Annotated in this window: 12 protein-coding genes and 1 pseudogene; 1 reads left to right on the forward strand and 12 read right to left on the reverse strand. The window is 52.2% G+C overall.

Annotation, left to right across the window (positions count from 1 at the left end):
* Positions 1-161: 161 nt before the first annotated feature.
* The 8 genes from ACFFSY_RS02080 to ACFFSY_RS02115 form a co-directional block, all read right to left on the reverse strand.
* The gene (locus ACFFSY_RS02080; protein WP_377489146.1) at positions 162-2,207 is read right to left on the reverse strand and encodes a carbohydrate-binding protein; all 2,046 of its coding nucleotides are present in this window, start codon (positions 2,205-2,207) and stop codon (positions 162-164) included.
* Positions 2,208-2,455: 248 nt separating this feature from the next.
* Entirely contained in the window at positions 2,456-4,417 is a 1,962-nt protein-coding gene (locus ACFFSY_RS02085; RefSeq protein WP_377489149.1) for a glycoside hydrolase family 127 protein, read from the reverse strand.
* A gap of 42 nt (positions 4,418-4,459) precedes the next feature.
* Entirely contained in the window at positions 4,460-5,287 is an 828-nt protein-coding gene (locus ACFFSY_RS02090) for a carbohydrate ABC transporter permease (RefSeq protein ID WP_377489152.1), read from the reverse strand.
* Positions 5,288-5,300: 13 nt separating this feature from the next.
* Positions 5,301-6,188 carry a carbohydrate ABC transporter permease gene (locus tag ACFFSY_RS02095; protein WP_377489155.1) on the reverse strand — a complete coding sequence of 296 codons (888 nt, stop codon included), beginning with the start codon at positions 6,186-6,188 and terminating at the stop codon, positions 5,301-5,303.
* A 63-nt stretch (positions 6,189-6,251) separates the two neighbouring features.
* Entirely contained in the window at positions 6,252-7,595 is a 1,344-nt protein-coding gene (locus tag ACFFSY_RS02100; RefSeq protein ID WP_377489158.1) for an ABC transporter substrate-binding protein, read from the reverse strand.
* A gap of 124 nt (positions 7,596-7,719) precedes the next feature.
* Positions 7,720-9,090, reverse strand: a complete 1,371-nt coding sequence (locus ACFFSY_RS02105; protein ID WP_377489161.1) for an ABC transporter substrate-binding protein — start codon at positions 9,088-9,090, stop codon at positions 7,720-7,722.
* Positions 9,087-10,934 carry a sensor histidine kinase gene (locus ACFFSY_RS02110; RefSeq protein ID WP_377489164.1) on the reverse strand — a complete coding sequence of 616 codons (1,848 nt, stop codon included), beginning with the start codon at positions 10,932-10,934 and terminating at the stop codon, positions 9,087-9,089. Before ACFFSY_RS02110 ends, ACFFSY_RS02105 begins: the two co-directional genes overlap by 4 nt.
* Positions 10,931-12,478, reverse strand: a complete 1,548-nt coding sequence (locus ACFFSY_RS02115; protein WP_377489167.1) for a response regulator transcription factor — start codon at positions 12,476-12,478, stop codon at positions 10,931-10,933. Before ACFFSY_RS02115 ends, ACFFSY_RS02110 begins: the two co-directional genes overlap by 4 nt.
* A gap of 542 nt (positions 12,479-13,020) precedes the next feature.
* On the opposite strand from ACFFSY_RS02115, the pseudogene ACFFSY_RS35105 reads away from it, so the two are divergent.
* A pseudogene (locus ACFFSY_RS35105) lies at positions 13,021-13,180 on the forward strand (transposase); the annotation flags it as partial.
* 346 nt (positions 13,181-13,526) lie between these two features.
* Here the strand turns inward: ACFFSY_RS35105 and ACFFSY_RS02125 are convergent.
* From ACFFSY_RS02125 to ACFFSY_RS02140, 4 genes are all read right to left on the reverse strand, one after another.
* A complete protein-coding gene (locus tag ACFFSY_RS02125; RefSeq protein WP_377489170.1) occupies positions 13,527-14,507 on the reverse strand; it encodes an SDR family oxidoreductase in 981 nt (326 codons plus the stop codon).
* A 521-nt stretch (positions 14,508-15,028) separates the two neighbouring features.
* Positions 15,029-16,414: a glycosyl hydrolase gene (locus tag ACFFSY_RS02130; protein ID WP_377489173.1), complete on the reverse strand. Its 1,386-nt coding sequence runs from the start codon at positions 16,412-16,414 to the stop codon at positions 15,029-15,031.
* Positions 16,415-16,539: 125 nt separating this feature from the next.
* Entirely contained in the window at positions 16,540-20,556 is a 4,017-nt protein-coding gene (locus ACFFSY_RS02135; RefSeq protein WP_377489176.1) for a glycosyl hydrolase, read from the reverse strand.
* A gap of 153 nt (positions 20,557-20,709) precedes the next feature.
* Entirely contained in the window at positions 20,710-23,247 is a 2,538-nt protein-coding gene (locus ACFFSY_RS02140) for a glycoside hydrolase family 2 protein (RefSeq protein ID WP_377489179.1), read from the reverse strand.
* Positions 23,248-23,348: the final 101 nt, after the last annotated feature.

Here is a 23,348-nt window from a genome sequence, read left to right on the forward strand (position 1 = left end):
CGGGTCCAAAAGCAACAAATAAAAAAGGCCCGTCTTTGCATAAGCAAGACAGGCACTATTTATGGGTTGCGGGTTATAGCCTCCAGTCACACGTCGACAATCTTGATATCGCGCGATGTTCCCGCTTCCGGCAACTTTTGGCTCTCGTGCTCATTCTTTCGCTAGTTGATCGTGATGCTGTCCAATTCCGCGTACCCGGTGCTTCCTTTGGCCAGCCGGATAATATTGTCGCCGGCCGTGAGATTCACGCTCACGTTCACCGTTCCGAATTGCCCCCACCCGGCTGTGGCCGGGTATGTCACTGTCGAAAACGGGCCGCCATTGTAGGCAAGGTTATGCGTCGCGTTCGCCCCGGTGCCATTGGCATAGCGGATGGTCATCGTATAGCTCTTGCTTGTCGGAACTTTGACATAGAAATCGACGTAGCTGTCGCTATGATCGATCTGCGCGACGTATTTGCCGCCCGATGCCGTACCGCTGGAAGCCATGTTTGCGCTGTTGACCGCGGCATCTTCCGCCTCGTAAACGTTGGTTGCCTGACCATACGGCGTGATAGAAATGCGATAGCCATCATTGTTGTACAACCCCGTCATCGGGACCGTTATTTGATTGTTGCTAATCGTATAATCGCCTTCAAGCAGCGTCTTGGTCGTGTTGACGACCGTGCTTCGATTAGCAAACGGCGTCCAGTCCACCCGTACATGAACCTTGCTCCCGTTCGTGCCGAAGAACGACGGGAAGTTCTTGATGACGGCATTGACGGAGCCATCCGTTACCCCGCCGAACAAGACGCTGGCAACCTTTTTATTCGCGTCCACGTTGGCAAACCCGTCAAGGGCAAGCATATCGTTCACGTTCGGAGGCGTTACGCTGACCATATTGCCGGACATATCGCCATACCACTTATAGAACCACCAACCGCCGTTCCGCTGCGTATCGTTGGCGAGCAGCGTTCCTAGTCGGCCCGGATTCGGAACATCCCAATAGCTTTGCATTGCCGTGTCAACCTTAAGACGTTCGAACTTGGCGATGAGCGGAGCGACAACGCCCGGCTTGCCTTCATCCTCCAACCAAGCCGCACCGCTATACTCGTTGATTGAGATCGGCCTTGCCGTTATCCCGAGCGAGGTTTCGATTGCACGGTAATCGTTATGGTTGGCCGTAAAATTTTCGTTAAGCAGTTGATGCCATGAAGTGATGTCCGGGAGCGTACTTTGCGCTTTCTGATAGGACATGAAATCAACCATCGCATTGTGCGAATACCCGGCGAAAGATGGGCCGATGGCTTTGGCCGAAGGATCGAGCTGCTTCAATTTCTTGTAGGTCTCGCTGAAAAACTCGCGGAAAGTCAGGTTCCCGGAAAGGTTGGAAGAGGCATATCCGCCATTAAATACAGCGCTGTGGTTAACTGTACCGTTCTCAGCCTCGTAACGGATCGGACTGCCTCCCGCTACGTCGATATAATCCAATTCGGCATACCCTGCGCTTCCTTTGCCGAATCGAATTTTATTGCTGCCAGCCGTTAAATTCAGATTTAGCGTGATGGTGGATGCCGAGCCAGAGTTGAACCAGCCGCCGGTACTCGGGTACGAGACCGTTACCGGACTGCCGCCATTGACGCTCACCTGATGCGTGGAAGCCGCGCCTGTCCCGTTCGCATACCGAATCGTAACCGCATAGGACTTTGTCGTCGGGACGTTGACGGTATATTCGACGTAGCTGTCACTGTAGTCGATCGTACCCACATATTTGCCTTTCCACGTGCCGTCGGGTTCGTTCCACAGCTCATACCCGTACACATTCGTAAGTCCAGCAGCTTTCACGTCATTGACCGTTGTGGTCAGCTTGTTGAACCAATCCGTTAGATTCGTATAGTTATACCAGCCGGTATACCAGTCTGCCAGCCGTATCGTGACTTTGCTGCCGGATGGCGCCAACCGCTGCGCGACGGGAATAACCGCCCCCCATGGCTGCTGGTAGCCCGCAACCGCGGGATTAATATACGCTTTGGCACGCAAAGGAAGGAGCAGATTATTGTCGGGTTTATTCTCGATTACGCCATACAGGGAACCTGCAGAGCTATGGGTGACCGGTCCGATGACGCTGGATAGATCGACCGTCAGATTAGAAGCAGCTTGGGCGGGTGCGGCGGATAGCGCGCTGCCGATCATAACGGCTGCCACGCTCGATATCATTGCTTTTTTCACATCAAACACCTCCGTATAATAGTCAACCATTGCATCCCTAAACTTCGCCGTTTCACCTCCACGCATGGTATTTGGTATCGCTTTCATTTTCAATATACCAGATCGGTAAACGTCGGAAATTACAATTTCTTTGGATAATGGTCGTATATTTGGCCTTCATGCTCATCTTTAAGCAAACGTTCGTCACTCCAAAAAATAACCTCGGTCCGAATCGCCGGAGCCAAGGTTATTCTCGTTACGATGTGCCGCTACTTCTCCCGCACCCAGACCGCCATCTCGCCTTCCCCGCGATTGGCCCAGGCGTAATAAGGAACGAACGTTGCCGTTGCCGGTTCGAAAACCGAATCCACGTTCGAGGCGTATAACTCGCCGTTCCAGTTCCGATCCGACAGCCGCGAGGCTTCCATGCGGATCACCTGAACGCCGCCAAGCAAATGCGGCTCGAATGCCGTCTCTGCCGCCTGGTCGGATCCGACGTATAGCCGATGCAGGTGCTCGCCGTTGTCCGGCTCTTCCAAGCAGTAGACGAGAGGCCCGCGTTGAATCGCGACTTTGCCGCTCGTCTCGCGAAGCAGCGGATGGCCTTTCACGCGCATGACCTCCATTGGCATGCTCAGGTCGATTCGATCGCCGTCCATCCACGTACGGCGGATGAGGGCATAACCATTGTGCATGACCGGCACACACGGTACATCATTAATAAGAACCTCCATAGAATTACACCACGAAGGAACCCTCAGCGCCAGCGTAAACATGACGCCTGTACCGGCTTCTGTGCTGAAGCCAAACCGCACGTTCCCTTGCCATGGCAGCTCGGCATGCTGCTTTAACGTAAAGCGATTGTCCCCAACCAAGAGATCGGCCTCGCCCCCAATATAGAGATGCGTATAAACGGTTGAATCATCGATTGTGTATATATATTGACCAAGCGATGCGAGCAGGCGCGCTACGTTCGGCGGACAGCAGGCACAGCCGAACCAGCCCTGGCGGACCGTCTTGACATGGTCGTACACATGATTGACGCCGCATGCTTTCGGCCATACCTCCAATGGATTGACGTAGAAAAAGTGTCTGCCATCCCTGGACATACTTCCTAGTACCGTGTTGTACAAGGCGCGTTCCATGACATCGGCGTACCTGCTGTCCGGTTCCGCGCGCAGCATCCGATGCGCGAAGAAGATTAACCCGATGGACGCGCAAGTCTCCGCATAGGCCGTATCGCTCGGAAGATCATAATCGAGCGTGAACGATTCCTCCTGCGCCATCGCGCCGATCGCGCCGGTCACGTACATTTGCTTCGTGACGATATTGTTCCATAGCGTTCTGCAGGCCGCCAGCAAACCCGCATCGCCAGACTCCAACGCGATATCCGCCATTGCCGCGCACATGTATACAAGACGTACGGCATGCCCTTCGGCCGTCTGCTGTTCCCTGATCGGCGCGTGCGCCTGACTGTACGATTTCTTCTTTATCATGAAATCCGATTCCCAATGATGCGTATGGCCCCGCGCCTCATACTCCCGATCATAGAAGGAAGGCTCGCTGCCTCGCTCATCCAGGAAGTAACGGCTCAGCTGCAGGTAGCGCTCTTCGCCCGTCGCCCGGTAGAGCCTCACGAGCGCCAGCTCGATCTCTTGATGGCCGTCATAGCCGGGAATCTGTCCAGGTCCCGGCCCGAATATCGTCCCGATATAATCCGCGAACTTGCAGGCAACGTCGAGAATTTTCGTATTGCCGGTCGCATGCCAGTAGGCAACCGCGCCTTCAATCAGATGACCGGCCGTGTACAGCTCATGGCATTCGCATAGATTCGTCCACTCGTTACCGGGCTCCTTTAGCTGATAGTACGTATTCAGATACCCGTCCTCGCGCTGTGCCTTCGCGATCAGGTCGACGACGGCGTCCGCCACCTGCTGCAGCTCGGCATTCGGCTCGCTCTCCAGCAAATAGGCGACGGCCTCCAGCCATTTGGCCACGTCGCTATCCTGGAAGACCATCCCATAGAATGATCCCTCGTCTTCTCCAGCCGCAATGCGCAAGTTCTTGATCGCATGACTTGGCTCCACGCCGGGAATACGGTCGTTCAGCGCCTCCCACTGATAGGGGATGACGACATCCCGGATCAACCGGATATAGTCCGACCAGAACGAATCTTGAATGCGGATATCGCGCAGCGCTCCCGTCGTTGTTTTCATCGTCTTTGGCGTCATGGTTTGCTCTCCTTCTCCTTCAATTCCTTACCTTCGCCCAAACTACCCTTCCTTTAACCCCGATAACGTAACGCCGCGGACGAAAATATCCTGCGCGCTTAAGAATACGATCAGAATCGGCAGCACGGTGATGACCGTTGCGGCCATCAAGGCCGGCCAGTCCGTGGAATAAAGCCCCTGCATATTGGCAAGCCCCAGGGTGAGCGTCATCTTGCTCATCGAATTGATAAAGACGAGCGGGTTGACGAAGTCGTTCCACGTTCCCAGCATGATGAATATACCTAGGGTCGCCAGCGCCGGCTTGGATAACGGCACGAAAATCCGCCAGTAAATGCCGAATGGCGTGCAGCCGTCGATTTTTGCCGCCTCTTCCAGCGCCTCGGGAATGGTGGAGAAAAATTGCCGCAGCAGGAACGTTCCGAACGCCGACACGAGACTCGGCAAAATCAACGACCAATGCGAGTCCAACAGCCCGTAATATTTCATCAACAGGAAGGTCGGAATCATCGTTACCTGCGCCGGCACCATTAATGTCGCCAGATACAGGCCGAATAGACCTTCCCGGAAGCGGAAGCGCAGCCGCGCGAACACATAACCGGCCATCGAGCTTGTGATCAGCTGGAAGACGACGACGATGACGGTAATTTTGAGCGTGTTGAAGAAAAATCGGACGATCGGGAAGCGGTCCGTCATATTCGTATAGTTCGTAAACTTCAGTTCCTCGCCAAAGAAACGAGGCGGATAGGTAAAGACTTCATTGACATTTTTGAGCGACGTGCAGACCGACCAGATAAACGGGAACAGCATGATGATGGACCCGATCAGCAAGATGACATGCGCGGTCGGCTTCAACCAGATACGCGGCTTCATGACAGCCTCCCCCTTAGTAGATGCTCCATTTTTTCTGGCGCCAGAATTGGATGAACGTAATGATCAGCACGATGAAGAACAGGACGTAAGCCATTGCGCTCGCATAGCCCATCCGGAAATATTGGAACGCATTTTGGAAGATATAGTAGACCAGTACCGACGTCGAGCGGGCCGGTCCGCCCTGCGTCATGAGATATACGGTGTCGAACACCTGGAACGAATTAATGACGGACATGACCGTTACGAAGAACGTCGTCGGCGATAGGAGCGGCAGCGTAATATGCCGGAATTTCGCGTACCACTTCGCGCCTTCAATATCGGCCGCCTCGTAATAGCTGTCCGAGATCGATTGCAGTCCTGCCAGGAAGATGAGCATGTTGAACCCTAGACTTTTCCAGATACTCGTTATGATAACGGTCGGCATCGCCCAATTCGGGTCTGTCAGCCAGGCAGGGCCGTCAATGCCGAACCACGAGAGCGCATAGTTGAGCAATCCGTACTCCGGGTTATAAATCCATTGCCAGATGACGGATACCGCGACCATCGACGAGATCACGGGAATGAAGAAAGCGGCGCGGTAGAACCGGATAAATCTCAATTTCTGGTTCAGGAACACGGCCAGCAGCAGCGAGACCGCGATGCCGATCGGCACGCTGGCAGCGGTAAAGTATAAGGTGTTCCCCATGACCTGGATAAAGACGGGGTCCTGGAATAATTCCTTGTAATTGTCGATTCCGTTGAAGGCGAAGGAATCGGTCAGATTCCAGCTCGAGAAGCTAATCACGAAGGTGGCCAGCACGGGAAGCAGTAAGAACATCAGAAAACCGATCAAATTTGGAAGCAGCATAAGGAACGCCCAAAAACCGTCTTTGTAGAGAAGCGGCTTTATTGATTTCATCATCTCACCCCGTAGCAAACGCCTGGGAGGGCCCCATGTTCCCTCCCGATGCGCCGCTTGTTGTTTTTATGGTCTGGCCAAGCTTTGATTGACGACGGTTTCGATGTTCTGCACGGTCTGATCGAGCGGTTGATCGCTCAGGAAGAACTTATCGAGCTCCGCCGTCGTGTCCTCTTGGATCTTCTGGCTGCTAAGCAGGGCGTACGGATACGTTCGGGAAGAGGTGAAATACGGAATCAGTTCCTTGAACCCTTCCGGATGTACGCCTTCCGTCAGCCACTTGCCGATCCCTTCTTCGGTATAGAGCGACTTATGGTTAGGCAGCCACAGACCTGCCTTCACGTTCTGCAGCTGATAATCCTCGGAAGAGAGGAATTTGACCAGTTTCCATGCTTCCTCCGGATGCTTCGTGTTGGCCGAAGCCACATGCAGATGCGCCTGGCCGTGCGTGACGGCTTGATCGAACTTCGGCAGCACGCCGACGCCCACTTTGAAGTTCATTTGCGACAATTCCTGAAGCGCCCAAGAGCCGTCCACGAGCATGGCGATTTTGCCGGTTTGCAGCATTTGCGCCGCGCTCATGCCGCTGTTGGTCAGCAGCTTGCCTTCCGGACTTACGCCTTCTTTCTTGCGAAGATCCGATACCGCTTGCAGCACTTCTTTCACTTCGGACGTATTGGCCGATGAGGACTTCAAGTCGTCCGAGAACCAGTTGCCGCCGTTGCTCATCACTTCCGCGATCAGGTTGTAGTAGTTCTCCATGCCGAATGCGCCATACTGCTCGACTTTATCGCCGTTCTTGATCGTCAGTTTCTTAGCCGTCTCGACGAACTCGCTCCACGACCAGGCTTTCGCCGGATCGCTCGGCGGATAGGCGATCCCCGCTTTATCGAAGAGGTCCTTGTTGTAATAGAGCACCGGCGCGACGATGCAGGATTCGATCCCGTAGTATTTGCCATCCACGGTGCTGAGCTGGACGGCGGAATCAATCAAATCGGCGGCAATGCCTTCATTCGTGACGCGATCCGTTATATCGAGCAGGCTGTTCCGTTTGACGAAATCGTGATAATAGTCGCTCTGCAGGAAGAACACGTCCGGCGCCTCGTCGCCCAGCACCATCGCCTGCATCTTGGCCACATACTGCGTTCCGCCCGGAATCGTGGTGTACTCCACTTTAATGTTTGGATTTTCCTTCATGAACTGCTCTAGCCCGTTCTTGACGCTCTGCGTCTCCAGCGGACTGACCTCCCAGCCCATGAACTTCAACGTCACCTGCTCCGCCTTGCTTTCTCCCTCCTTGCCGGGAACGCTGTTTGCCGCCTTGCCATTGTCGGCATTGTTGCCGCCGCAGGCCGCGAGCGGTAATGCCAACATCGCGAGCGACGCGATTGCGACTGACCATTTTTTCATATAAAAGACCCTCCACGCTCGGTATGGTGTCGGTTATGCGCCGCTGGGCAGCGCTTTCATAACCACACCCTTACTATACCGAAACGGCGGAGGGCCGAAATTGCAGTATTTTTGGTTTTATCGACTATTTTTGCGAATATAAAACGCTTACTTTATCGGCGATTTCCTGCAGGGCGGTCTCGGCTTTCTTCTCTCCTTGCCAGACGGGAAGCAGCCCTTGCGTCACCTCGGGGAAGATTTCCATCTGGTTCTGCAGGTAGTAACCTACGCTGGGCATCCCGTTGTTTAACAGCTGTTTCATCATCGCCTCTTTGAATCCCGGCGGATGCGCCGCCGGATTGGCATGGACCCATTTGCCGACAAGGGCCGGGTCCGTATACCACTTCTTCAAGACAGGCATCCATAGGCCATCCGAGTACAAGGACAGCGATTTGCTCGGATCGGACAGCCACTTATACAGCAGCCATGCCTCCTTCGGATGATCGGACGAGCGGAATATGACGGTGGCGCCGCTCAGGCCGACCGTTACGCTTTTCTTTAGCTTAGGCAGCACGCCGATATCGAAATCGACTTTTGCTTTGCCCAGATCAAGGTTAATCCACTGCCCGTCCACGATCATCGCGGCGAGACCGGCTTGCAGCGCCATGCTCATCGCAGGCAGCGATTTCGACTCGTACGGCGAAGGCGCTACATGATGGACGTTAATGAGGTCCGCCAGCCGCTGGATCGCTTCGGCCGCTTCCGGAGATTGCAGCGCGAAGCGCTTCTGATCCGGACTGACCCAGTCGCCTCCATTGCTGAAAATAAAGTTGTTCAACGGGTCCGACCACGTTTCGAACATAATCCCGTAGCGGGCGATGTGGTTGTTGTCGAAATCGGGGTCGTAGGCATTCCTCCCCTGGTTGTCGAGCGTCAGCTTCTTGGCCGCATCGATGAGCTGATCCCAGTTCCACGCCTGCTCGGCGCTGGGCGAAGGCGCCTGGACGCCCGCTTGCTCGAGCAGATCCTTCCGATAATAGAGTCCGAAGCATTCCGCGGCCGTGCTGACGCCCCATGCGTAGTCCTCGGCGGACTTGTACCAAATATAGTCGAGAAAATCGTCCTTCTTCCGCTCTTCATCCTCGGCCAAAAAATCAAACAGATTCAAAAACTTGTTTTCCCGGCTGAACATTTCGCCAAGCTCGGTCGTCATGTACGCCAAATCCGGATCCTCGTTGGAAGCGGACATCGCCATCATCTTCGTATTATAGTCGGAGTTCGGAAAATGGACCGGCTCGACCGCGATCCAAGGATAGGCTTCCGTAAACTCCGTCAGGGCGCGTTCGATAGCTCGTTTCTCCTCGATCGAGCCCCAATACGTAAATTTCAACGTCACTTTAGTCGGAAACGTCTGCATCTGGCCCGGGTCGGCTTCGTGCAGATAGGCCTTCCCTAGCAGATAAGTCATGGTGACGATGACCGCTGTCAATGTGAATAGGAATGCTCTGCGCCTCAAGATAGCACCTCCTGATGATGGACGGGCGGAAGCGTGACGGTCACGGTCGTGCCTTGGCCAGGTATGGACGCGATGCGAAGACCGTATGGTTCTCCGTAGAGAATATGAATGCGACGGTTGACGTTGGAGAGGCCGACATGGCTGCTCCCTTCCAGCAGCGAAGCCAGCTTAGCCGTATCCATCCCTTCGCCGTTATCCTCGACCTGATACACCCGTCCCTCATCCGTACGGCGGCACGAAATGCGCAGCTTCCCCTGTCGGCCCCCCGGCTTCTTGAAGCCGTGAACGAATGCATTCTCGACGAGAGGTTGAAGAAAGAACTTCGGCACCTCGTCGCTTAGCATCTGCTCGTCGATGACGTACTCGACCTGGAAGGCGCCTTCGAACCGTTTGCTCATGATCGTGACGTAGCCTTCCAGATAGGTCAGATCATCCTGGAAGCGGACTAAGGTCGACTCGTGCTTCACCATATATTTCATCATGTTGGACAAGCTTACGACGATATCGCTGATTTCGTACTCCTCTTTCTCGAGCGCCATCAGACTGACCATATTCAGCGTATTGTACATAAAATGGGGATCCAGTTGGAGGTTCAGCGCTTTGATCTGCGCTTCCTTCTCGCGGATTTGCGTTTCGTAGTTTTCTTGGATCAGCTTGACGATGTTCTCGTTCATGTCATTGAATTTCTTCATCAGGATGCGGAACTCGTAGCTGCCGCTCTGCTTGAACTTCGTTGCGAACCGTCCTTCTCCCGTATTGACGATGGCCCGGATCATCGTGCGGAACGGGTTCGTAATGAGCCTCGACAGGAAATAAGAGAGCGCGATGAAGACGACGGTGATGATTCCGACGGAGACGAGCAGGTTGCGGACATATTGCTTGGTGACAGGGTCTAACAGCTCGCCGGGCGGGATCACGGCGATGCTGAGCCAGCCCGTAATTTCCGATCGGGCGAACGCGACGACCTGCTCCTTATCGTGGATGCGCATCATCCGCACCCCGCTTTTCTCCTCCATCAACTCGGGGAGCATCGGCAAATCCGCTTTCGTCGCCAGCAAAGACCGGTCGGAATGCGCAATGATCCGGCCCTTCCGATCGACGACCATGTAAGAGGCGCCGCTGACCGGAATGCTGCCGGCAAAGACGTTCGTGAATAAGGAATCCTTGAAATTCAAAAGCAGCGCCGGCTTGTCTTTTAGATCCGTGTAGGTCCGGAACTTCCCTTTATAATAGGAGCCTTGAATCATCGAGACGGCCGAGAATAGATACTTGTAGTCGAAGTCCATCTTCTTCAAGTACGGGATTTGATACATGTCCGCGAAGTTGTATGTCGGCACCCATTGGATTTTGCCTTCCCCGTCCTTCGCCGTTCGGTCCAGATCGGTCCCCTCGAAGCCGTTGATCGGAATGAAATTTTTGGCGTGCTCGCTATTGGCCGAAGAAGCCGTGCCAAATATAAAATAGGAAGTCGCGACTTGCACGGAATAGATATCCTGCGATTGCGCGAAATACTTATCAAGAATGCCTTTTATCCGCAGATCGGCGGCAAGCACCTTCGTTTTGTTGTCGATATCCAGCGTCGAGAAGGTCTCATAGAAATCCGCGTCTTCCATGAATCCGTAGATCATCTCTCGAATTCGGGCAAACTTCGCGTCGATGATTTCGTTGTTCTTGCGGACGATGGTGAAGACGTCCTTCTGCGCCATCTCGAGCACGGTATGGCGATTCAATCGATAATCGCTGATACTGAAGATGAGGATCGTGCCGGCGAGCAGCATAATATAGGTCAGCAGCAGCTTCGTATGCAGCCGGCCTTCTTTGAGCGTCCGCAGCCAGATCCTCATTTTGCCGCGCCGCCGCCGTGCATCTGCCGGAACGTTTTAGGCGATATACCGGTTTCACGCTTAAACATTTTGTTAAAGTACGTCGCCGTCCGGAATCCGCTTCGCTCCGAGATGAGCGCGATCTTCTCGTCCGATCGCTCGAGCATCATCTTGGCTTTGTTGATCCTCAGGTCCAAGAGATATTCCGAGAAATTCCGCCCCGTCCGCTGTTTGAACAAATTGCTGAAGTACGAGGCATTGAAATGAAACATCGCCGCGACCGATTCCAGCGAAATATCTTCCATATAATGCTGCTGCAAATAATGCTGGCAGCGCAGAATCAGAAGTCCGTTCTTATCCAGTTGGGTCTTCTCCGCCAACTCGAGCAATCGCAGGACGAGCTCCTTGAACCGCAGCCGCAGTTCTCGGTAATCCCGATAATGGCGGAATTGCTTCCGCAGCCGCGCATGATCCCAATCCGGAGAATGGGCAGGCAGCAGACTCTGCAAACTGTGGAGCAACTGCCACACCATATGTCCGACCTCATCTTGGATCAGTTCCGGATCCGGATACGGGAATACCTCTCTTGGCTTGAAGAACGCATTGACCAGGTCCAACGCCCGCGAGCGCTCGCTCGCTTTAATCGCCGCGACGAGCGGCTCCGTCATTTCCTTTGCGCTCGGTATTCCATTCTCGGCAAATGCCTGGACATCCGATCTCCAGAAGACCGCATCCTCCGTCGCATAAAACCGGTGCCGCAAGGATAGCAGCGCTTCATCGTAAGCTTCCTTCACGACCAGCTTAAAGTCGGGACTCACGCGGCTAACGCCAGCGGACATGTCTTCGAAGCCGTCCGCTCTTACGCGCTCTAGGATCCGGCTGATCTTCGTGACGGTGTCCGAAGGTTTGACCGCGAGGATCGGATTCAGCCACACCAAGGACACCATCCGGCATCCGGCCACCTCCTGAAAAGTCTCGCAAAGCCCAAGGGCTTCGGATCCGATGGTCCAGTTCCCTTTGAGAGCCGCCATACGATCTGCTCCGGACGTACCGCTCAGCTCGAAGACGATGACAAGTCCCGAACCGCTCGATGGCGCGTATTGTTCGATAAGCTGCCGCTTGCGGTCGGTTAAGGGTTCTGAAATCACCTCGTGCCAGAAGCGCTCTTTGTTCATCGCATGATGCTTGTTATCTTGGGTGAACAGCGTCTCGAGCTTCGCGATAACGCGTTCGATATCCGCAAGTCCAATCGGTTTGATCAAGTACTCGATCACCCCGTGCTCAATGGCTTTCTGCGCATAATCGAATTGCCCGTATCCGCTGATTAATACGGTCCGGATATGGGGCTTCTGACCGGCGATCCTTTCCGCCAGCGTGAGACCGTCTTCGTCCGGCATCCGGATATCGGTGAGCACGGCATCGACCGGTTCGCGCGTGAGCAGCTCCCAGGCCGATTGTACATCCATCGCTTCCAACGTCCGATAATCCGGTCGCAGCCTCCGAATAATCGCCGACAAGGCTTTCACTTGGCGCGCCTCGTCATCGACGATCATAATCGTCCTCATCTCCATCCCCCCAAAAAGAAAGCGCTAACAACAAATAATATAACCTATTTTTAGCACCTGAACGTATCACTTTTCTTTGAAAATAGCACGATTTTTAGATTTGTCTGCCGACTGCATATTCATCCGGCTTTCGGATTCGGAAAACAATAAATAAAAAGGGGATGTCCCAAAAGTCATCAAAAAAGATGACGTTGGGGCATCCCCTTTTTCAAATGCAATGTTTGGGTTGCCGCATCCACTGCGCGGTCGCATGTTCTTCCGATCGCTGTTGTTCCCGAATTCCCTGAATGGTAGTTGGCTAAGGTAGGAATTCGCTCACAAAGGATGATTGGTTTGCGCTCCGTTATGGAGCGCAGCATTCATTCGAAGGCGAACGCTAGTCGATGCTTCCGAAGCAGCTTTCTTGATAGAAAGCTTTTAGCTTCTCCAGAATCATGCGTCCTGGGGTGATTGGTTTGCGTTCCCTGCAAGGGAATGCAGCATTCACCCTCTCCGTTCTGGGTAACCCTATGCAAAATTTCAAAACAAAAAGAAGCCTGTAGATCATCGTCTACGCCTACACGCAGCGGATTTACTCCTCGCGCCAAATCGCCAAAGCCGTCCGGGAAAACATCATGTTCATGGGCTGGCCGCGCGGCAGTGCCCAGACTTCTTTGCATCATTAATCGCTTTCGTTCCGAGCGCATGAAAGACGTATTCGAAGGAACAAGAGAACGTGGAAGCCAACCCTTTTGAAACGGCCTCTTCGTTATTCTATATTAGAACTAACCTCTATATTTACTTATGGGAGTAGTTATGGGACGTCGCAGTCGCACTGATGCGACCCCGGCTTTCTTCGCTTCTGCGTCTTTTGTCTGCAATTTATTTATATGATCGGATAATTCATTTCATATTTTGGGAAGCAATAATAAGGCGGTCTACGTCCTATTTTGGGCATTAGCCATGAATCCTCAATATACATCATCGTAACTTTTTCAGTAGAACGATTCTCAAGCAATAACTTTACTTCTGGATTAAATTCATATCTCAATCCAACGACCACCTTATATTAGGAATGTGTGGATTCCCCACCGTCAACATGCAGCACTTGACCTGTAACAAAACGTGAATCATCCGAAGCTAGATAAACAAATGTTGGTGCTAGTTCAAATGGATGAGCAACTCGTTCCATGGGGTTAAATGCTCCATATACAGCCACTTGGTCTGACGAGAAGCTTGCTGCAATAAGCGGCGTCCAGATTCGACCTGGAGCAACGGCGTTTACTCGAATCCCTTGTTTCACAACATTTTTAGCCAAAGCACGGGTCCAACCAACAATTGCGCCTTTTGTGGCTGTATAATCAATCATTTGCTGCTCGCCTACATACGCTACGACGGAAGAAGTACCGATAATAGAACTGCCTGGCTTTAAGTGAGGAATCGCGGCTCTCGTTGTGTAAAAATGCGAGTATATGTTGACTTTGAAGGTGTCATCGAATTGTTCGTCTGTAATGTCAAGAAGGCTTAGTTGTTGAAATTGGATGCCAACGTGGTTGCAAAGAACATCTAGACATCCGAAGGTTTTCACTGTTTGCTCTACAATGGCGATACATTGTTGTTTATCTCGCAAGTCTCCCGGCATTAATAAGCAACGCTGCCCTAGTGCTTCGATTCTTGCTTTGGTTCGATTAGCATCTTCATGTTCATCTAAGTATGCAATGGCAACGTCAGCACCTTCCTTTGCGAAGGCAATGGCTGCTGCGGCACCGATGCCGCTATCCCCTCCTGTAATAAGAGCAACTTTACCTGATAACTTACCACTCCCTTTATAGTTCGGATTTTCAATGATTGGAAGCGGCACCATTAAACCTTCTACACCAGGATGACGAAGTTGACGTTGTTCAGGTAAATTAATCGGGATTTCTTCATAGCGGGTGATTTTTCCGTAATTAGGGTACATGGGATAAGGTTGAGTTTTCATTTTCTCCAGAAACATCTGCTGCATTTGTTTTATTTGTTGTAACTCTCGCTCATCGGATTCTTGTGCCATTTGACTTCCTCCCGCTGTAAGATGATGGCATATGACGGCACAGTAACCTTGCGTGTATGCCGGGAAGAAACGTTCTCGCCGCAAGCGGGAAACCATTAGTGCCCGGTCGATGCCATACGCAATCTCGGTGTTGCCTTGTGCTTGCCCGACCTCCTTAATCAACGACGACCGTTTCGTCAACCCTGAGCGTCAAGTATAAAAGGCCCATCTCAACGAAATGGCTGCTATTGCACGCATTCCTTGAAATGTTTATGTTGTAACGGCTAATCCATATAACCCGAAGTTTTCACCAGTGTTTCTTTTGGAATCATCAACGATTGCTTTAATTTTGGGTCGTCTCCTTGTTGTGCCTCGGCAGAAATCGTGAAAATGAAGTTGTTTAATCAGAGACCTGCCAAAGGACCTGATTGTAGGAAAAATTTTTGCTCACCAGTCTTATGAAACGCAAAAATACAGCGGCTGACCTGGATCACGAGTGAACCACAGTCTGCCGCTGTATATTTTCTAGTTATTCATCGCTATTAATAAACCTCAAACTCCCATAAGGAGTATCCATACGTTGTAGCACGTTCATAGGCAAACATTTTCACGTACCGGGCTGTAGTAGCCGGGAACGCGATGTTGTTCTCGCCTCCCGTGCCATTTTCATTTGTATATACCGTAGTCCAATTCGACTGATCGTTGGACACCTGTATTTGATATTTTTTCGCGTATGCGGCTTCCCACGCAAGTCTTACGCCAGATATGGAACGCGTTGCTCCGAGGTCGACATAGATCCATTCCTGTGGATTCCAGGCCGACGCCCAGCGCGTTCCTCCGTTCGCATCGAATGCGAAGGACGCTGGATAGGAAGCGCTTTCAGTGGAGCTTGCATAAGCTGGCCTGTTGTATGCTGCATTCTCGCGGCTCACGTTTACCTCATTCTGGGTTATCATCCGGTAATCCCAATACGTCGTCTGGATTTCGGCATTCGTATTCGAGCCGGTAAGATGCTCCGTCCATCCCATGAAGTAAGCCCACTTAGGTTGTGCATTTAGCTGCGTCGGCGTCGGCAAATCGCCAACCTCGCCTAAAGCAATCGGTTTGCCTGCCGCCAAACTCACCATCGTATTGTAATAGGATGGGTTAAAGTCGCCGCTGTAGATATCCATCGATAAGATATCGACGTAACTGCTGCCGGGATAATAGTTAGCAGGCGCGCCGTTACTTGGACGGTCCACGTTCCATACCCATATGAGGTTCGATAGTCCATGTGTTTGGACAAAACGATTATACATAATCTGGTATAACTTTTTCGAATTGGCGGCGTTGCCGCCCCACCAGAACCAGCTTCCATTCATTTCGTGAAACGGCCGCCATAGGACAGGAACATTCGCATCTCGGAGCTGCTGCAGGTAAGGGACCGCTTCATCGATTCTGGCGATAAATTGGTTGTACAACGATGTCCCAGGCGTGACAATATCATTCCATTGCTGGCTGCTCAGAGGCGCATTGTATACATTCCCATCCCAGCTGCATGGTGCCGCCTGATCTGGCCGGCACATATGCCAGGTGAGCGTGACGAGAGACTTTGCCGCCCTCTTGCTCTTCGCTTCATTCACAACGCCCTGCCTGTTATACATCGTATCCAGTCCAGAGGAAGTGAAGCCCATGTCGCTTCCCCATAGCGCGGGATATTGCCCTGTAATTGTTTTTGCTTGGTTGAAACTCGACGTCGGCGCGCCAGGCTTATCGTGCTGACCGGTCAGCGTCGATGTACCTGATATACTTTCTATATAATTGAGCACTTGCCTGGCTTGACTAGACAGATTGCTATTAACGGGAGTTGCCGCATAACCCGTTTTTGAAACCATGGCGCCGGAAAAGGCGATTAATACGGCTAATACATACAACATACTCTTCTTCATTGGCGTTTCACCTCTTTGAATTTTTGTATACGCTTACAATTCTTCTCTCCTTTCCTCTCGATTTTTTATTGATAAAAAGCAATTCGGGAATTAATCTCCCGAATCGCTCTTCATCCTTGGTCGGACTAACGGCTCAATGCGTTATAAATCACCATCGCCGCTTCAGCCCTTGTTGCGGCGTGGTCCGGCATAAACCGACCTCCGCCCATCCCTTGCATCAATCCAGCTGCTTGCGCAGCAGAAACATATGGAATAGCCCATTGCGGGATTTTCGCCGAATCGATGAAGGTTACCGTTGTGCCATCTGTCTCAAACTTCAACGCTCTGCCTAGAATGACGGCCATTTCTGCCCGCGTGATCGCTTTGTCCGGTTGCACATGCTTGCTTGCATCGCCGACAATCCAGCCAGCATCCGCTGCGGCCGTCATAAATCCAGCGTACCAAGCATGGGGATTTAAGTCCGAATATGCAGCATCCCCTAGTTCGCTAACCGGCAGCTTGAACGCTCTTGCCAGCATGGCAATGAATTCTGCGCGCGATATCGCTGTTGATGGCGCAAAGGCGTCTTCGTTAATTCCCGTAACCACATGCTTCGAAGCAAGTACCTTCAGAGCCCGGTACGACCAGTGACTCTCCGATACGTCACGGAACGCTTTCGTGTATTGCAAGACGGCGTATGGACTTAGATGGTTAAGCGACGCCGAAACTGTGCGAGACGCTGCGTCTACCGAACCTCCGATGTACGCCCACGCTCCGGATTTTTGATCATAGTAGTAAATGCCAACAAGCTCCGGATCCGCATCTTCTTCATAAGACATCGCAAGTTCGATGCCGCCATTCACTTGTTCAGCGGTATACCGGGAACCGTCCTTCGTCTGGAGCGTCACCGTAATATTGAGGAGAGGACCTGCAAGTTTTTCCTCGCTTTTCAACGTCGGCACTGCCGCTTCCGGGCTTGACTCCACGATGATTACGGCATCCTTCACATCGCCTGCGGATTTGATCAGACTCTGAATAACAGATGGACGAACCGTGACGGATACCTTCGCGGCCTGAACCTCGAGCGGACGACCCTCAAGCTGTGCAAGTTCAACGGTAACCGACTTCTGTTCTTTCCCTTGCTTCGCAACCACGACGCCATTCTCGAGCGTAGTCGGCGTAATAGAAGGCGCTGATACCGCGCTGTTATTGCCACTGGTTTGTCCGTTGGAATTTCCGTTTCCAGGAACTACAGGATCCGCATAGTTGCGAATATCGTCCAGGTACAAGGCGCTATTCGTGACTTTCGCTCCATTCACGGCGTTGACATAGATGGCGAAGGCTTTCATATCGGCAGGATTCAGCACGCCGCCGCTCTTCGGCTTGAACTGATCGAAGGGAATGGTCAGCTTCTGCGGTTCGGTGGATGTTTTATCGAACGGCTCAAAATCATTCAAGTGAGCTTCGAACGAACCGCTGCCGGAAGAGAGCTGGAATAGAATGTCCTGCTCCAAGCCGTCACCCTTAAACCACAGCTCAACACCCTTCCCGCTGCTCCAGTCCGCGTTAATGGTCTTCGCTACGCCGGTATAGCCCGATGCCCCCAAGTTGTATACGAACTTCATCGCGGAACCTTGATTGGCGTGAAACGGCGAAGGTTCTACGGTAATGGTGTTCATGTCGCCATTCCCGTTGCGCAGCCATGCCTCTCGAAGCAGGCCGCTGTCGCCAGCGTAGCTTTCAAAATCGTCTACAAGAGCGGCATCCCCGGCAGGCGCATCCGTATTCTGAACGGTTACGTTCGCCTGATCGGAAATAACCGTTCCATCCGCCAATGTAATGATCGTCTTAACCGTAAGCGGTCCTTCCGCATGGCTTGTCGTATCCCATGCCGCGGTGTAGTAGCCGTCCGATGTCAGCGTTGCCGTAAGCGGAGTTTTTACATCCCCCAGCTCGAATTGGACGCTGGTGACGTTGACCCCATAGTTGTGTACTTTCGTCTTCAACTTGTAGGTCCCTTTCACGGTTTCTTTCGTTCCCGGGGCCATCAGATAGCCTGAAGGCTCCTTCTCCAACCCCTCAACGTTCAGTCCATATTGTCCAGCCATGCGATCGGCAAACAGGACATCATCCAGATTGTAAAACTTTACGAAGTCGAACAACATCTCGTGATTACCATAAACAGGGTGATTACGGAACGGTACCCAGAAATGACTCGGCGCATTGCCATCGCCCGGATATTCATTTCGCCAAGTCATCATATAAGCGATCTTCTTCGCGATAGGGTCTTTCATTAAGGTGTCATGCAGAACCATATACCAGTCCGGCATCGTATTGCCGCTAAGTTTCAGACCATTCGCACCGTCCCAGCGGAGACCAGCCTCCGTGAAAGCAGCGACTTTGCCGCGATCTTCAGCCAGGCCGACAGCGATTTGCGCATCCTTCAATGTCGCTTCCATCCACCCGCTGCCGTATTGCGGGTTATCGTTGTACATATCGAAACCAAGAATATCGACGTAATCATCGCCAGGATAACGACTCAAGTAATCGGTTTCGTCCGTGAAGTGTCCGTTCGGCGAATAGGCATACAGAAGATTGTTAACGCCTTTGACGTCTCTCAAATATTCAACCGTGTAGCGCCACAGACGAATGAATTCGCTCTTGGTTGTGTTGGAAGCCCCCCACCAAAACCACATGCCGGAATTCTCGTGGAATGGGCGATAGATAATCGGAATCAGCTTGCCGTCTCCATCCACGGCCCCTTTGGCCACTTCCGCCAGCGCATCCAGACGCTCCAGAAACTTGGCATTGTCCTTCCCGCCTGGCAAAATATGCTCGACAGTCGGCGTCATATCGTTGAACGAGCCGCCGGAGGTAAAGTTCGGCATATGATCCTCGATCGTAATAATGCCGTTTTTCGCATGTATCAATTTAGCCGTTTCGATTAACGAAGCGGTATTCATAGACATACCGAGTCCGATAATCGCAGGATAGGCGCCTACTGCTCCGTACGTATCTGAACCGCCAGGCGCATCCTTCACAACCGACTCGGTAATATCATTCTGATGACCGAACATCATATAGCTGCCTGCCGTATTCCTTAAGTAAGCATAGAGAGAGCGTGTCTCCGCGGTTGCATTCCCGTCTACCAGATCAACGGGGTTTAGTTCGAAACCATCCATGCTGATTGCAGGTCGGCCGTTAAGCGGGTCTACTTCAGCGCTTGGTGCCGTCATTGTTTTCGTTAGAACAAAATCATCATAGTAGGTATCGCCCGATGTATCAGACATGTACAACACAAGACTTGTATTGGTGCCGCTGTTGAATTTAATTTCTTGTTTCGTCCATTCGGACGATGTATTCTCGGTTCCCTTCTCGGCCAGCGTCTGCGACCAGTCCGAGGTCAGGATCTTTATCCACGAATTTCCCGATCCTTTCCCGTAAAAAGCAAGCGTGTAGTTCGTATCGGTCTGAACGGGAAGCGTAGTCGTCACGCTGTTCCAATCCTGCGAGGCGCTCGTCACCTTCAAGCCATACTCCCCGGAATGCTTCTCCGTCTGCGTAACGGTAAACTTGGTGCTGGCGCCTGCGTTCCAATTTGTCAGATCACCGGATTCGAAATCTCCGTTTAACGGAACCGTAGGCGCCTTAGTCAGCGAAAAATCGTCAAAGAACGCATTGGATGCAGAGTCGGACAAGTAAATGACGATGGCCGATTGGCTGCCCGTATGAAAAGACTTCGTCACCTGCGTCCAATCGGACTCCGTATTGCTCGTCGTCCCCTCTGCCAGCGCTTGGGACCAATCTCCGCTCAACACCTTATACACGGCATTCCCGCTTCCTTTTCCATAGAAGGTTAACGTGTAGTCGGTATCGGGAAGAACGGTAATCGCATTAGACGCGAAACTGTTCCAATCCTGCGAGGAGCTCGTTATTTTCAGCGAAGCCGCTCCTGTCCGGAATTGCTCCGTGCTGCGCGAGAACTTACCGCTGTCGCCTGCATTCCACCCATCCAAATCATTCTCGAAGCCAGCGTTAACGACAAGATTGCCTGCCTCTGCAGCCGAAACGCGATTCAAGCTGCCAAATGACAGTAATAGACTGAATGTAAGTACGAATGCCATAATCGCCGAGATTTTTCGTTGAACTTTTTTTCTGCTCATGTCGGACACTCCCCTGCGTAGTCTAAATTCATCCTTCTATTGCGCGAATTCGCTTAATCGGCTCCTCTCCCTTTGGTAAGCGCTGTCAAAATCGATTTAATAAAGGCGGCGACAGCAGTATGCGTGCATACCGTTCTGTCACCGCTTGTTCCATTACGTCTTTACCTTAGCCCCATTCGATATGACGAGTTGCTCGCTCCCGAACGTACGGAATGCGATGTCAGGTCTGATGTCTGTTGACACCGATTCTTGAAGATGCTTGAACAGCTCTCCTGTTCTCGTAAGGCAAGATACATTCACCACTCTCGATTCCCCTGGAAATAAGGAGAAGAAGGACGCATCCGCAGCCATCCAATATTGATCCGTCCGCTCTTCAGGACGAATATGAAGCGCCACGGACTGGCCGTGGTTCGTAATGGTGAACGTTCTAGTCCATACCGTAGATTTCATGCCGTACGGCATCGAAGCGCCCACCCAATCGCCAACAGTTTCAATATGCAACGATGCTGGCTCAATCCGTAGGGCTGGCTCATAGATCGCTTGCTCAAGGGTTGAGAAGAAGTAATCATTCGTTTGCGCGCTGCCCTCGCCCTGTTCCCGCAGTCTGACAATGAATAATCCGTCATCCGTTTGCGGTACGATGAAGCGCAACTGCCCGACCTTAGCTACCGAGCATTCCTCTGCCTCGTAACGAAAAGTGTTTCTGTCATGCACGTTTCCTTTCGTGTCGAGAACTTCAACTAGAATAGATCTATACGCCGGCTGTAAACCCTGGTGCACATAGACATCTGCCTCCAGCTTCTCGCCAACCGTATAATGCAGTTTGCGATAATCCAGCGAGAAATGATTCCTGCTGAAGGACTGACGCGTCCAGTAATAAGCCATTTTAGGTTCCATATAGTAATCCACTAAATTGGTGCAGCTGGCATTCGGCCACGGCTCATTCATCTGCCAGATGATACTGCCGCTGTTGCGGAACTGGCGACGGCGGTTGGCTTCCAGTATAAAGCGCAGCCCTTCCGCCTGGATCCACTGGCTGGCGTCCGAGAACTGGGACAGACTCTCGAACTGACCGAACAACGCTTTATCTCGGTCATACGTATCCCACCATTCCCCATGGTGACGCCAGACAAGGCTATCCTTCATCGAAACCGGCTTTAGATGGGGCTCAGAGAGGAATTTCCGCAGGCTTTTGACACAGCTTACGCCATCGACGCCAAATTCACTGTGGAATAAGTGATCCGCTTCGCCATAAAGCGAGTAATGATCGGGGTTCCCCTCGAACTTCCAATGTCCATGAACGTCATGACTCACGCCCTTCTCCCTCGTAATATATTGAACGGGTCCGGATGCCGAAGTCGGCAGGAATAACCGATGCGGATCGTGCTTTGCCACGAGCGCCTTAAGGAAGGACAGATTCGTATCCGCATAGGTAGAGGGACGGTTCGGCTCGCTCATCAACTCATTGCCGCCGCTCCATACCGCCAAGGAGACATGGTTGCGACGATCCTTCAAAGCGGTTACGGCCGTCCGTTCAAGCAGCTTGAGAAACTCGGGTCTCTGCGAGGGTACGTTATCAATCCCGGAGCTCGATTGAATGAATTCTTGCCAGATCAAGATGCCGTACCGATCGCATAGTTCGTACAGATAGGTCTTCTCGATCAGACCTCCGCCCCAGATCCGGAGCATATTAAGATTCGAATGCTTGGCCAAATGGACGATCCAATCGTAACGTTCGGCGCACACATTGCCGTAGAGATGATCAAGCGGCGTCAGATTCGCGCCTTGAATATAGATTCTTCGACCATTCACGATGAACGTGTAGGGCAAGGCGTCCGCAGGGCTTCCTTCATTCTGGCTATATTCCAACCTGCGTATCCCCGTGTACAATTTTCGTTCATCCATCACGGTGTCATCGCACACTAAACGAATGTTGACTTCATAAAGCGGCTGGTCGCCGTAACCATTCGGATACCACAACTGCGGAGAGGTGATGGGAATTTCAAAATGAACGCGTCCATCATCCATTTGCTCTACCAAGCATGCGACAGAATGGCCTTCAGGATTCAATAGGGTGACTAGCACCTCTGATCTCGATCCCGGCTGCCGGATTTCCGCAGCTAAGCGGATCCACCCCGTACCGGCTTCATCCACATCCGTATGAAGCGCAATATCGCCAAGGGAGCTGGTTGGGAGGATACGGAGCCATACATCATCCCATATGCCCACATTGACAAGCCGTGTGGAGAAATCCCATTTGTAATTGAACCGGCTTTTTTGGGTGAAGGTCTCGGATGTTTTGCCGATCTGCCCCATTTCGTCGGGTGCCTGCTTGAAAATGACCTGCAATTCGGCGAATTCCCGTCCCCGGATAACCTCCGTCACATCGTATACGGCTGGCTCGTACATCCCCGCATGCTCGCCAAGCTTGATCCCGTTCAAGGTTATGATCGCCTCATAGTCCAAGCCCTTAAATACAAGCTCTGCACGTTCTTCCGGATTGAGGAAAGGAATTGCGATGCGCGTTCGGTAGACCCACCAACGATTCTCCACCCATTCGCATTGCATGCTGTTCAGGTCCTGGTACGGATCGTTTATTAGTCCCGCCCGGAACAAATCCTGATGCACCCCTCCAGGTACCGTTGCCGGAATCCACTCCGTGACGCCCATTAGCTCGTTGCCAATCTCCATACTGGTCCCTTTGCACGGTACCCATGGCCAGAAGCCTTTTAACTCCCATTGACTATGATTAAGGTTTATTTCCATGTCGCTACCAACCCTTGCGTCTGATT

The sequence above is a fragment of the Paenibacillus aurantiacus genome, assembly GCF_042431225.1.
Classification (GTDB): Bacteria; Bacillota; Bacilli; order Paenibacillales; family Paenibacillaceae; genus Paenibacillus_Z; species Paenibacillus_Z aurantiacus.